At 63.8% G+C, this 12203-nt stretch carries 15 protein-coding genes, 1 tRNA gene and 1 pseudogene; 9 read left to right on the top strand and 8 right to left on the bottom strand.

Annotated features, from left to right (window positions below; translation table 11 throughout):
* The first annotated feature begins 64 nt into the window (after window positions 1-64).
* Both AC0QUY_RS11960 and AC0QUY_RS11955 read left to right on the top strand, forming a co-directional pair.
* Complete coding sequence (locus tag AC0QUY_RS11960; protein ID WP_475386984.1) at window positions 65-283, top strand: hypothetical protein; 219 nt, start codon at window positions 65-67, stop codon at window positions 281-283.
* Window positions 280-447, top strand: coding sequence for a hypothetical protein (locus tag AC0QUY_RS11955; RefSeq protein ID WP_202639055.1), 168 nt, complete (start codon window positions 280-282; stop codon window positions 445-447). Before AC0QUY_RS11960 ends, AC0QUY_RS11955 begins: the two co-directional genes overlap by 4 nt.
* A 36-nt stretch (window positions 448-483) precedes the next feature.
* Here the strand turns inward: AC0QUY_RS11955 and AC0QUY_RS11950 are convergent, their stop codons facing one another.
* On the bottom strand, window positions 484-1014 hold the full coding sequence (locus AC0QUY_RS11950; RefSeq protein WP_475386983.1) for a gamma carbonic anhydrase family protein: 531 nt from the start codon (window positions 1012-1014) through the stop codon (window positions 484-486).
* A 72-nt stretch (window positions 1015-1086) separates the two neighbouring features.
* Window positions 1087-1416, bottom strand: coding sequence for a DUF6949 family protein (locus tag AC0QUY_RS11945; protein WP_057860212.1), 330 nt, complete (start codon window positions 1414-1416; stop codon window positions 1087-1089).
* 219 nt (window positions 1417-1635) lie between these two features.
* Between AC0QUY_RS11945 and AC0QUY_RS11940 the strand changes: the two genes are divergently transcribed.
* The gene (locus tag AC0QUY_RS11940) at window positions 1636-2349 is read left to right on the top strand and encodes a hypothetical protein (RefSeq protein ID WP_475386982.1); all 714 of its coding nucleotides are present in this window, start codon (window positions 1636-1638) and stop codon (window positions 2347-2349) included.
* Between the two features lie 132 nt (window positions 2350-2481).
* Here the strand turns inward: AC0QUY_RS11940 and AC0QUY_RS11935 are convergent, their stop codons facing one another.
* The gene (locus AC0QUY_RS11935; RefSeq protein ID WP_025590201.1) at window positions 2482-2700 is read right to left on the bottom strand and encodes a DUF3126 family protein; all 219 of its coding nucleotides are present in this window, start codon (window positions 2698-2700) and stop codon (window positions 2482-2484) included.
* A gap of 107 nt (window positions 2701-2807) precedes the next feature.
* Complete coding sequence (cysE, locus tag AC0QUY_RS11930; protein WP_161853831.1) at window positions 2808-3635, bottom strand: serine O-acetyltransferase; 828 nt, start codon at window positions 3633-3635, stop codon at window positions 2808-2810.
* A 207-nt stretch (window positions 3636-3842) separates the two neighbouring features.
* On the opposite strand from cysE, the pseudogene AC0QUY_RS11925 reads away from it, so the two are divergent.
* Window positions 3843-5198, top strand: a pseudogene (locus AC0QUY_RS11925) (hypothetical protein); the annotation flags it as partial.
* Between the two features lie 15 nt (window positions 5199-5213).
* On the opposite strand, the gene AC0QUY_RS11920 reads toward AC0QUY_RS11925, so the two are convergent.
* A complete protein-coding gene (locus AC0QUY_RS11920) occupies window positions 5214-5966 on the bottom strand; it encodes an alpha/beta fold hydrolase (protein WP_161853830.1) in 753 nt (250 codons plus the stop codon).
* A gap of 54 nt (window positions 5967-6020) precedes the next feature.
* Window positions 6021-7181, bottom strand: a complete 1161-nt coding sequence (locus tag AC0QUY_RS11915) for a hypothetical protein (protein ID WP_475386981.1) — start codon at window positions 7179-7181, stop codon at window positions 6021-6023.
* Window positions 7182-7431: 250 nt separating this feature from the next.
* Between AC0QUY_RS11915 and AC0QUY_RS11910 the strand changes: the two genes are divergently transcribed.
* Entirely contained in the window at window positions 7432-7677 is a 246-nt protein-coding gene (locus AC0QUY_RS11910; RefSeq protein WP_057833775.1) for a zinc-finger domain-containing protein, read from the top strand.
* Between the two features lie 7 nt (window positions 7678-7684).
* Window positions 7685-8887 carry an FAD-dependent monooxygenase gene (locus AC0QUY_RS11905; RefSeq protein ID WP_475386980.1) on the top strand — a complete coding sequence of 401 codons (1203 nt, stop codon included), beginning with the start codon at window positions 7685-7687 and terminating at the stop codon, window positions 8885-8887.
* 92 nt (window positions 8888-8979) lie between these two features.
* Here AC0QUY_RS11905 and AC0QUY_RS11900 read toward each other — a convergent pair whose 3' ends face one another.
* The gene (locus AC0QUY_RS11900) at window positions 8980-9423 is read right to left on the bottom strand and encodes a twin-arginine translocation pathway signal (protein ID WP_475386979.1); all 444 of its coding nucleotides are present in this window, start codon (window positions 9421-9423) and stop codon (window positions 8980-8982) included.
* A gap of 188 nt (window positions 9424-9611) precedes the next feature.
* Between AC0QUY_RS11900 and AC0QUY_RS11895 the strand changes: the two genes are divergently transcribed.
* Together AC0QUY_RS11895 and AC0QUY_RS11890 are read left to right on the top strand one after the other, a co-directional pair.
* A tRNA-Leu gene (locus AC0QUY_RS11895) sits at window positions 9612-9698 on the top strand.
* A 175-nt stretch (window positions 9699-9873) separates the two neighbouring features.
* A complete protein-coding gene (locus AC0QUY_RS11890; protein WP_161856612.1) occupies window positions 9874-10431 on the top strand; it encodes a TMEM175 family protein in 558 nt (185 codons plus the stop codon).
* Here the strand turns inward: AC0QUY_RS11890 and AC0QUY_RS11885 are convergent.
* Entirely contained in the window at window positions 10428-11162 is a 735-nt protein-coding gene (locus AC0QUY_RS11885) for a lysophospholipid acyltransferase family protein (RefSeq protein ID WP_475386978.1), read from the bottom strand. The genes AC0QUY_RS11890 and AC0QUY_RS11885 overlap by 4 nt on opposite strands.
* 129 nt (window positions 11163-11291) lie before the next feature.
* Here AC0QUY_RS11885 and AC0QUY_RS11880 point away from each other — a divergent pair, with 129 nt between their 5' ends.
* Complete coding sequence (locus AC0QUY_RS11880) at window positions 11292-12149, top strand: alpha/beta fold hydrolase (RefSeq protein ID WP_475386977.1); 858 nt, start codon at window positions 11292-11294, stop codon at window positions 12147-12149.
* Window positions 12150-12203: the final 54 nt, after the last annotated feature.

Below are 12203 nucleotides of genomic sequence, written 5' to 3'. Positions count from 1 at the left end.
GATTCCCGCGCCAGATCATTCAATCACAACCGCTCGACGCCCGGAGTGATCGCGCTTGCGCAAATTGATCGCCTTCGACGACGACACGTTCGACAAGCTCAAACAGCTTGCCCGTGACCGGATGGCGACATTTCAGGAACTGGCCGACGAAGCCTTCGCGGACCTCTTCAAGAAGCACGGCATTCCCATCGACCTCAAGGATGCGCTTAAAAAGAGCGCCGGCGTTTCGAAAGCCGCGACGGCGCGGAAGACGAGATCGAAAACCGGAAGGGCGCCCTCATGAATTCCGACCCGGACCCTTTCGAGCAAGGCCAACTCGCCGCGCGTCAGAACATTCCCGCAGAAGCCAATCCGTATCAGAACGGCAGCGAAGAGCATGCGCTGTGGGCCGCCGGGCATGAAAAGGTCGCCGGCCCTCGCGAAGCCAACGAGAGCGAAGGCAGCTGAGCCGCGTTTGAATATCGGATGCAGACCTGCGGGTCTTCAGCCGATCTTTTTCAGTCCGTTTTTGAATCGCGGTCCGTTGAGCGCGTAGAATTTCGCGGCACTTCCCATCGCCGTCACCTGCTCGGGTGTCAGCGTGCGCGCCACGCGCGCGGGCGAGCCGAGGATCAGGGAAAATTCGGGATATTCCTTGCCTTCGGTAACGACCGCTCCCGCGCCGACGATACTGCCACGGCGTATCCGCGCGCCGTTCATCACGATCGAGCCCATGCCGACGAGCGCGTCGTCCTCGAGCGTACAGCCGTGCAGGATGACATTGTGGCCGACGGTGCAGTTCTTGCCGATCGTTAGCGGAAAGCCGCGATCGGTGTGGCAGGTGGAATTGTCCTGCACGTTGGAACCTTCGCCGATCTCGATCCATTCATTGTCACCGCGCAGCACTGCGCCGAACCACACGCTGGCGGAATTCAGCAGGCGCACCTTGCCGATCACGACAGCGGTATCTGCGATGAAATAGTTTCCGTTTGCGGGGAGTTCAGGCCCCTGCCCGTCGAGTTCGTAGATCGCCATAACAAAAGGTCTCCGTTGGTGGAGACCTTGGCATAGCCGCTGGTGCGGGATCAAGCGAACAGGCCGGCAGCCTCAGGCCAGCACACCCGCGGCACGCAGCGTCATCAGGAAGAACGTGCCGGACATCATGCTCCAGAATCCGGAAAGCACAGTCGCCATCATCACGAATTCGAAGCGGCGGCGCTCGATCTTCGCGCCGCGCAGCGTGTTGCGCATGATGATGAAGGGTGCGGCGAAAACCAGAAACGGCACGGCCGCAAATGTCTTCGGCGCCACGCCCTCGCCAAGCAACCCGAACCCCGCCGGCCGCTCCGCCATCGCCTGATAGCCGCTGGCGAGCGCGCCTGCGAACGCAAAGCCGATGCACAGGGCGAACAGGGAATTCAACGCTTCGGGCGACATGACAACTTCCGCTACTCGACAAACCGCGCGCCCTGCTTTCGCAATATTGGCCGGCGGCCGCCACAGCATCCTTAAGGAAAGGTTAACAACGGGCCGCCGGGACCTCGTTTGCGCATGGCTTGAAGGGCTCGACTCCCGCGAAATCATGAGGAAATCACGCGCCCCATGGCATATTCGCGGAATGATTCGCCTGGTTCCTTCCCGACCGATGCTTCATTCATGACCCTGCTTTCGACGGCCCAGCACCTTGCCCGCGACACCCGCAGGGACCCGCGCTCGCACATGATCCTGATCATGGCTGCGGTAACCATTGCGGCGGGCGCCGTTGCGCTGGTCGCCTATTTGCTGTGGCCGACCTGGGTGGCGCGGCCCGCCAGCGCCCCCGGCCGGTTGCCCGTCAGCGTCGGTGCCACGCTCTTCAACGTGCCGACAGCCGCCATCCGGCGCAAGATTCAGCGCCACTCGGGCCCGCAGGAACGGGTCGATCTCAGCTTTGTATTCCCCTCGCTCGAACCGCCGGATGCGCCGAAGCACGTCAGCGCCGATACCGTGGAGGAGAAGGTGCAGCCGATCGACCGGATCTTCGTCTCGATATCGGCCCACCACGATGCGCTGGCGCCGGACATGCGGGTGCGCACGATCTATCCGCGCTACCTCGAGCAGAAGGCAACACCGATCGACGATGGATTGACGATGCGCGCCTTTCGCGACGGCTCGCCCTACGCCAATGAGGACCTGTTCTCCGCCACGTCGCCGAGCCTCAACGCGCGCTGCTCGCGCGATGGCCAGACGCCCGGCATGTGCCTGAGCGAGCGCCGTGTCGACGGCGCCGACCTGACGTTCCGCTTTCCACGGAGCTGGCTGTCGCAATGGCGCGACGTCGCGAATGCAATGGAGCGGCTGACGGCGCAGATGCGCGGGCCGAGGGGCTAGCTGCGGACTCGTAGCTTGGCAGGGTGGGCAAAGCGTAACGTGCCCACCGATTATCTTACTTGCATTGTGAGTGGTAATGGTGGGCACGGCGCAATTGCGCCTTTGCCCACCTGCAACGTCGCGGCACGCGCCTCAGCCGACGTCGGCCAGATCCTCCTCGAGGATCGCCATCTGGAACTGGAAGGAACGGTCGTCGTCCTCGTCATCGACGAACAGCACGCCGATGAACTCCTCGCCAATATAGACTTCGGCGGAGTCGTCCTTTTTCGGGCGCGGCACGACGCGGATCTTGGGATTGCCGAATACGCGCTTGAGATAGGCGTCGAGCTTCCTGACTTCCTGAACGTCCACGGCGGTCTCCAATCGGATTCTTTGAATTTCCGGGAGGTTTTTAGGACGAGACGGCGCAGACTACCAGCCGTAACTTCACAAATACGGCTGGCAGAAAGTGTGGAAAATCAAAGGCCGATTGCGCCGAGCATCTGATCCATGGTGCGCGACGGCTCCGCACAGCCGGCTTCGCCCACGATCTTGGCTGGAACGCCGGCAACCGTGACATTGTGCGGCACAGGCTTGACCACCACCGAGCCTGCCGCGATGCGTGCGCAATGGCCAATCTCGATATTGCCGAGAATCTTTGCGCCCGCCCCGATCAGCACGCCACGCCTGATCTTCGGATGACGGTCCTCGTTCTCCTTGCCGGTGCCACCCAATGTGACGCCGTGCAGAATCGAAACGTCGTCGTCGATCACGGCGGTCTCGCCGCAGACGAAGCCGGTGGCGTGATCGAGGAAAATGCCGCGGCCGATCCTGGCGGCGGGGTTGATGTCGGTCTGAAACACCGCCGACGACCGGCTCTGCAGGTAGTAGGCGAAATCCTTGCGGCCCTTTTGATAGAGCCAGTGCGCCAGGCGATGGGTCTGCAGCGCGTGAAAACCCTTGAAGTAGAGCAACGGATCGATGAAGCGCGAGGTTGCGGGATCGCGATCGTAGACCGCGACCAGGTCGGCGCGGAACGCATTGCCGAGATCGGGTTCGTCACGCAGCGCCTCGTCATAGGTCTGGCGGATCAAATCGCCCGATAGCGCCGAATGATCGAGCCGCTCGGCGAGACGATGCACCACCGAATCTTCGAGGCGGTCGTGATGCAGTACGGTCGAATAGATGAAGGAAGCGAGCTCAGGCTCGCGGCGGACGATATCCTCCGCCTCGCCCCGGACACGGTCCCAGATCGGATCGAGTGCGGCGAGCTTTGACCCCTGCGGATTGACCTGATGCACTGCCATGGTGGCTCTCGTAAATTCGCTTGGTTGGCCGATATGATAGCACGGCGGGCGGACGGCTGTCCCGGGCAGGCTTCGGCAAAGTAAACCGCTGCCAAATGCCGTTCGGGGGTCAATTCAAGGTGGTCAATCAATTCCGGAAATCAAGCCGGATGATGTCCGACTATTGGTCAATTTCGGCCGGCCGGCCATTTCCGGATGCTGGGGTCAATGGGGGAAAGTCGCATCAGCACGCAGATATTGCAGGCGCGGACCGCTGCGGATGCGCGGGCCGCCTGGATTGCCGCCGTCGCCATCCCCTTGATGTTGCTAGCCCCCGCCCTGTGGAATGGCTATCCCCTGCTCCAGTGGGATACCGGCGGCTATCTGGCGCGGTGGTACGAAGGCTATCTGGTGCCCAGCCGCTCCACCACGTTCGGCCTCTATCTTCATTTCGGCGAGGATTCGAACTTCTGGATCAACCTCGGGTTCAACGCGCTGGCGACGTTGTGGATCCTGCAGCTGACGCTGCGCGTGCTGGGCCAGCCCCAGCCATTGCGACTCCTGGCCATGAGCCTCGTGCTGGTCCTGACCACCTCGCTGCCCTGGCTGGCCAGCACGCTCCTGACCGATATTTTTGCGGGCCTCGCCGTGCTCGCGTTCTTCATCCTGGTCGCGCAGGGCAAGCGGACCTCGATCCCGGAAAAGTGCCTCCTGTTCGGCCTCACCGCTTTCGCCGCAGCAACGCATAGTGCGACGCTCGCGGTGCTGTTCGGACTGTGCTGCATGGGGTGGATCGCGCGCCCCTTTCTGCGCGGGCGGATCTCCGTTTCCGGATTGACGCAAGGCAGCCTCACCATCGTCGCCGGAGCTGCGCTGCTGCTCGCGACCAATTTTGCACTGTCCGGAAAACTGGCGTGGACGCCCGGCGGTTACGGCGTCGCCTTCGGGCGCATGCTGCAGGACGGCATCGTCGCGCAATATTTGCGCGATCATTGTCCGAAGCAGAACTTCAAGCTCTGCCCCTACCGCGACCGGCTTCCTGCTACGGCGGACCAGTTCCTGTGGGGCAACAGCATGTTCAACACGCTTGGCCGCTTTCAGGGACTGAACGACGAGATGGGCTTTATCGTGCTGCATTCGCTGGCCGAGTATCCGGCCTGGCAGGCCAAGTCGGCGCTGACGGGGACGGCTCAGCAACTGATCCAGGTCGCCACCGGCGAAGGCATCGGTGTCTGGCTCGGCCATACCTACGGAATCATCGAGCGCTTTCTTCCTGCACAGGTGAAGCCGATGCGCGCGGCGCAGCAGCAGCGCTGGCATTTCGACTTCATCGCGATCAACCGGATTCACATTCCCGTTGCACTGGCATCGATGCTGCTGGCGGCGATCCTGTTCGGCCACGGCGTGCTGCGCCGGCCGTTCGACGATCTCACTTTGCTCGCCGGCACGGTCACATCAGCCGTGCTCGGCAATGCCTTCATCTGCGCGGTGATATCGGGCCCACATGACCGCTACGGCGCGCGGATGGCGTGGCTTGCGACCACCGTGGTGCTGATCGCGGCTGTCAGGCAATTCGCCGGAGAAGACGCACGCGACCGCTCATTGTCGCCGCGACAGGAAATCGGTGACGCCGATCTTGTAGACCTTGTCGCCGACCGCGCGCATGTGATCGCGGTTCGGAATGTCGAGCACCTCGGCACCCGGAATGATTTTCCCGAGCGCCGCGGCTGAGCCGGCGATTTCGTCTCTGGTGCCGACCGCGATCAGGACCGGCACGCCGATCCCTGCGGCTTCCTCCGATGTCATCAAGCGCCGCGAACCTCGCAGGCAAGCGGCCAGCGCACGGCGATCGGAACGGGTCTGATCGGCGAAAGCGCGAAACGTCCGCCCGACCGGATCGGTCACGTCCTCCAGCGACGGCGCCTCCAGCGCGATCGCCACGTTCTCGCCGGGGCCACCGCCCTCGATCAGTCCGATTCCGATGCCGCCGAGAATTGCCGATCGCAGCCGCTGCGGCTGCTCGCGCGCCAGGATCGCCGTCATGCGCGATCCCAGCGAATAGCCCATGATGTCGGCGCGCTCGATTCCCAAATGATCCAGCAGCGCGATGACGTCATCAGCCATGATGGCGATTTCGTATTGTGCGGAATCGTAGAGCTTTTCGGAATCGCCGTGGCCGCGGTTGTCGAGCGCGATCACGCGACGGCCGTCTTTCCTCAGATCGGAAACCCAGGTCGGATAGACCCAGTTCACGTTCTTGCTGGAGGCAAAGCCGTGCACGAGGACAATCGGATCGCCCTCGCCTTCGTCGAGATAGGCAATTTCGACAGCGCCGTTATGAAAACTCGGCATCATCAGTTCCATTTTTCGGGGATTGGAATTCGAGACCTTGCAATGACTGCAAGTCTAGCCGTGTGCGACGGCGCCCGCCAGCGCCGGAGCGGACGGCACGCATGTTGCCGCCGCCTGCTGTCTCAAGCGCCGCGCTTTCTTGCGGCGCAGCCACGCTTCGGTTGCCCGCTCGGTAGTCGCCTTGATCGACGACAGGAAACCGAACAGCGCCAACAGCGCGCCGAACACCCACATCGTCAGATTGAAGGCACCGGTTGCCAGCAGCAGCGCACCGCGGCCGAGCACCTTCAGTATAGCGCGGGTCTGGCTGCCCTTGGACTCGGCAAGCCGCGCGGCGCGGGCGACATCCTTCGGCCCTTGCGCGATGCGCAGCGTGTCGAGCGCCCCGCGCGTGCCGGCCTTCTCGCCGACGCGTCCAACGTCCTTTGCCAGCCGCACCAGCGCGCCGGCCTTCTCGGCGCGGAACGCCGCCTTGATCGCGCTGATGGTCTGGCCGGGCCGCAGCACCGAGCCCTTTGCGACCGCCTGTTGCAGCGCGGGCGCATCGACGACCTCGCGCGCGGAACGGCCGGCCCATTTGGTCAGCCCCTCGCCCAGCCGCCCGACCTTGCGGGCGTCCTTGACCATGGAAAGCCCGGCGCGCACCGGTCCGAGCCCGCCGACTGACACGTAGGTCGCGGCGGTCACCGCAAGCCCAACCGTCGCCAGGCCCAATATCAGCCGGTCTACCTCCTCGCCGGTCGCCAGGTGCTTGCCTTCGCGCACGACGTCCCTGATATCGCCGAACACGAAGAGATCGCCGGCGACCGTGCCCGACAGGCTCGCAACGTCGTCGGCATTGCCGGTCACCAGACCCGTGGCGAAGCGTTTGGCAAAATGCGACGCCGAACCTGCTTCAGTTACGGCATCGCTGACGCGCTTCGACAGTTCGTCGCTGACGACAATGCCTTTGTCGCGGGCGAGTTCGACAAAGCTATTGGCGAGATCGGAATCGCCCTCTGCGAGTGCGGCCTCGATGTTCTCGGTGATGAGCGCCTGATTGCTCCGCAGGGCGGAATTGATGTGGATATCGGACAGCGCCGCGGGATCGTCCTGTGCGGCCAGAATGGCGCCGGCCTCGCGAGCGTGCGGCCACACCGCGGCGCATGCTGCCACGCTGAGCGCAAGGCATCCCAACGCCCCTGCCAGAGCCGAACCGAGTTGCAATCGCCTCATCCAAAAAAGCCTAATGTTTTCGTCTTTCTCTAGATGGTATGCCGTTTTTAAGACACAACTGCCCCGACGAAAGAAGGGCTTTTCTCCGAGGACAAGATTGTGTCGAATTTGCATGAGCAAATGTGCGGCGGGGACACCCCGAATCGGCTCTAGGAATCATCGGCATCCCCCACTATGGTGCGCGGCATTTCGAACCTGCCGCTTCGCGTTGATTGCGTGCGCCCGTCGTTGCTATCCAAGGTGAAACCCGATGTCCGACCATGTCGTCCCGCATTTCCATAACGACGCCGGGGTCTCGGTAATCGAGATCGGGTCGCAGGAATTCATGTGCGTGGGCGCCAACCCGCCGTTCGACCATCCGCACGTCTTTCTCGACCTCGGCAACGACAATGAGATCATCTGCCCCTATTGCTCGACGCTGTACCGCTTTGCCGCCGACCTCGCTGCCGGCGAAGCCCGGCCGCCGGAATGCGTCCTGAGGGACAAGGTCGCCTGACCCTTCGGTGGCTGCCGCGCGCACCATCATCGTTGCTGGTGCCGGGATCGGGGGATTGACGGCAGCACTTTCGCTCGCAACCAAGGGCTTTCGCGTTATTATCCTGGAGAAGGCCGAACGGCTGGAGGAAGCCGGCGCCGGGCTGCAGCTTTCGCCCAACGCCAGCCGGATCCTGGTCGACCTCGGCCTGCGCGCGCGGCTCGCAGCCCGCGCCGTGACGCCCGAGGCCGTCAATATCATGAGCGCGCGCGCAGGCTGCGAGATCGCCCGCCTGCCGCTTGGCGAGGCCGCCGGCCTTCGCGCCGGCGCACCCTATTGGGTGATGCACCGCGCCGACCTGCAAGCCGCCCTGTTGGGAGCGGTCAACGACCATCCGGACATCGACCTCAGGCTCGGCTGCCAGTTCGAAGACGTGACGTCGCACGCCAAAGGGCTGACCGTGGTGCAGCGCCGCGGCAACGCGCGGCAACAGGAACTGGCAGCGGCGCTGATCGGCGCCGACGGCATCTGGTCGGCAGTGCGGAACCATCTGTTCCCGGAGGTGCAACCGCAATTTTCCGGCCTGATCGCCTGGCGCGGCACGCTCGATGCGACGACGCTGCCGCGCGAATATACCTCGGCCCGCGTACAGCTCTGGATGGGACCGGATGCACATCTGGTCGCCTACCCGATCTCGGGGGCGCGGCAGATCAACGTGGTCGCGATCGTGCCGGGAACCTGGAACAGGCCGGGCTGGAGCGCACCGGGCGATGCCAACGAACTGAAGAGCGCGTTCGCCTCGCAGCGTTGGCCTTCGACCGCGCGCATGCTGATCGGCGCGGTCGACGGCTGGCGGCGATGGGCACTGTTCACCCTGCCCGACATCGGCGAATGGACCGATGGCGCGATCGCGCTGCTCGGCGATGCCGCGCATGCGATGCTGCCGTTTGCCGCTCAGGGCGCGGGAATGGCGATTGAGGACGCCGCCGTGCTCGCCAAATCCTTAAGCGAAAGCCCCGGCGACAATATCGCGGGCATCCCGGCGGCACTCAAGCGCTATGGCCGGCTGCGGCGCGGCCGCGTACTGCGGGTGCAGCGCGCCGCGCGGCAACAGGGGCGGATCTATCATCTCACCGGACCGCTGGCGCTGGCGCGCGATCTCGCCATCAGGGCGATGGGCCCGGAGCGCATGCTGGCGCGACAGAACTGGATCTACGACTGGCGGGTGTAAGCGTTTCGACAGAACGGCGGTGGTCCCTGATATCGTGGAGGCCGTCATCGGGCGAGCATTCCCACGACCAGTTGGATCATCCAGGCTACGCCCTAATTTGCGCTACCGGCAGCCTTCGTGCGGCCCTTCTTGGCTGCGGGAGCCGGCGCGATTGATGGCGGGGTCGGCGCCGGCCTGGCTTCCGGTTGCGCTTCATGGCAGCGGTTCTTCTGCCAGGCCTCGTCGGCCAGCTTCGACTGTCCGCGCAGCGCGATGTAGTCGTTGCGGTAGGCCATCTCCGCCACCACCGGACCAGCGACGCCGGTTTCGGCCTTCTTCATCAGCCCCTGCAACTCGGCGGTGCGCGCGGCGAGGCTCTTGCGCTCCGGCTCGAGCTGCTTGCAATCGTAGAGGTCGTATTTGGCGGGATCGGCGAAGGCCGGCGAAATGGTATCGCTCATGCTGGCGCAGCCGGACAGTCCGGCCGCAAGCACAACCAGCGCCAGCGCGGCAAGACTGCGCGAGAATAACCGGCGATGGGACAACGAGTTGGGCATCAGACCTTCGTTAGGTGGATTATGTTGAGATTGCCTAAAGCTCGCCGCAGGTAAACACCCCAAGTGTCCGCATTGAGGCTTTGCTTTGGCGCGTGCGCTCACTTAAAGGTGGGGAGCGTTTGGGCCGGAGATTATCCCAATTTCACTTCTCCGGAAAACGCGCTAAGTATCTGATCTCCTGACACTAAGCGGACGTGGCGGAACTGGTAGACGCAAGGGACTTAAAATCCCTCGATGGCAACGTCGTGTGGGTTCGAGTCCCACCGCCCGCACCAGCCTTCGCTCGCGCAGCGAGTGAAGGCTGCCGCGCCGAAGCCCAATGGGCGAAGGCGGGCCTGTGGCCGCGAGCTACGGCTAGGCAAGCCACGCTCTGCCAAGCTTAACTTGAATCGGGCGGAGACGGACTGGAGACTTGGGGGGACTACATTGCCGCAAATCGGTCTTTTCGAAATGCGCCGGCTGGAGATGCTGAGCAACACCATCTTTGGCGTTGCCATGACGCTGCTCGCCTACGATCTGCCGAAGGCCAGCAGTTTCACGCAACCGCCGACCTGGATGGGTCTGATTCACGTCTACGCGCACCCCATCATTGCGCTGACGATCAGCTTCATCGTCGCCGGGCTGTTCTGGTTCAGCCATCACCGGCGGCTTGCCGTGGCGCCGGAAGGCGGCCGGGGCGTGGTGTTTCTCAATCTGTTTTTTCTGCTCTCGATCATCATCCTGCCGGTGACGAACGGTCTCTACGGCGTCTATCGGGTCGATGGCGTGATCGCGGTGCTCTATGGATTCCACCTGACCGTGATCGCCGCGCTGAATGCGCTGTTGTGGGTCCTGGCGCTGCGGGGCCAGAGCAATCCGCAGTTGCTGGCGACGGCGCTGTTTCCGCTGTGCGTGTTCGTGCTCGGGACGGCCGTGGCTTTCGCCGCGCCGAGAATCTCACAGTTCATCTGGTGCCTGGCATTTCTTGCGCCCCTCGCAGGCTGGTTCGCCGCGCGCCGCGCAAGCTAGCGCACCTTGGCCTCGCTGACCGTCAGCAAGCGGCTCGCCTCCTCCGCAATCATCCGCTCCATCTTCTCCTGAAACTCCTTTCGCGGCAGGCCCGGCGCGATCGGCGGGAGGAACGAGAGCGTGATGATGCCGGAGTGGATCATCAGGGTCTTCTTGCCCCAGAACAGCCCGGAATTGCAAGCCGCCGGCACCACGGGGACTTCGAGGTTGGTGTAGAGCGCGGAAATGCCGGCCGACTGAAATTTCACGGGCTCGTCGATCGCCTGCCGCGTCCCTTGCGGAAACAGCAGTACCTTGCGCCCCTCGCCGACCGCGCGCTTTGCTTCATCGACCATCTGGCGCAGCGCATGGCGGCCCGCCGAGCGATCGACCAGGATCATAGGATAGTGCTCGAGAAACCACCCAACCAGTGGCAGCTTCCGGAGTTCCTTCTTGGCGACGATGCTGGCGTCGGGGAAAATCACGCAGAGTGCCGCGGTCTCCCACAGCGATTGATGATTGCAGGCAATGATGCAGGGGCCGTCGGGAACGTGCTCACGCCCCTCGACGCGATAATCCAGCCCTATCACGTACTTCATCAGGAACATGATGCCGTTGGCCCACACCTGGGAGACCGCACGCACCGTCGCACTGCTTGCGTTGAACAGCGCCATGAACGGCACCGTCGATGCAACGACGACCGTCAGGATCACGACGGCGGCATCGAATAGAATTGACCTCAGATAATGCAAACGTCCGTCCCCTCGGGGCCTCTGATGCGGCTTCCAATACAGCACTTTTCCCGGGTTGCACAATTCCGCCCGCCCGGCTGAAATCGGCCCGGACATGGATCGGCCCGATTGGCTGTCCAGGATCGCCGCATGCCCGACAGCGAAAAGATCGCCATCGCGCCGCATCTCGTCTTCGATGCCATCACGGCCGGCCCGCACGGCTCGCCGCTGGTGCTGTTGCTGCACGGCTTTGCGGAATCAATGCATTGCTGGCGCGCGCAGGTGACGGCGCTCGGCGACATAGGCTACCGCGCCATCGCGCCGAGCCAGCGCGGCTATTCGCCGGGTGCCCGCCCCGATCCGCGCGAATTTTCGCATTACCTGATCGACCGCCTGATGGACGACGCGATGGCGATCGCTACGGCCGCGGGCTATGGCGCGGCGCGCTTTCATCTCGCCGGCCACGACTGGGGCGGCAGCATCGCCTGGGCTATCGCCGACCGCCACCATGAACGGCTGGCCTCGCTCACGATTCTCTCGCGGCCGCATCCGAATGCGTTCAATCGCGCGCTCGAAACCGACGGCGAGCAGGCGCAACGCTCAAAACATCACAAGGCGTTTCTGGAACCTGACGCCGCCGCTATCGTGCTCGCGAACGACGCCGGATGGCTGCGCGAGCGTCTCGTCGCCAACGGCGTTCCCGCGGAGGCGATCGAGATGCATCTCGCCGTGCTCGGCAACAAGGACGCGATGGAAGCTGCGCTGGCCTGGTATCGCGCACGCGGCGCGATCCGCGGGCCGCTCGGCCCGATCCGCGTGCCCACGCTCTATATATGGGGCGACGCCGACGACACCGTCGGCCGCATCGCCGCCGAAGGCACGGTCGATTTCATCGCCGCACCCTATCGCTTCGAGGTGCTGCCGGGCGTCGGGCACTTTGCGGCGGATCAGGCGCCGGAACGTGTCTGCGAATTAATGCTGGAACATCTCGCGGCGCATCCGGTTTGAGGAACGCAACGGCGGTCAAGATGTTGTCGTGCAGCAAAATGGAGCGCTGACGAC

This window comes from Bradyrhizobium sp. WYCCWR15520, from assembly GCF_056174665.1.
The sequence above is the reverse complement of the archived record's forward strand: the minus strand, read 5'-3'. Positions and strand labels throughout refer to the sequence as shown.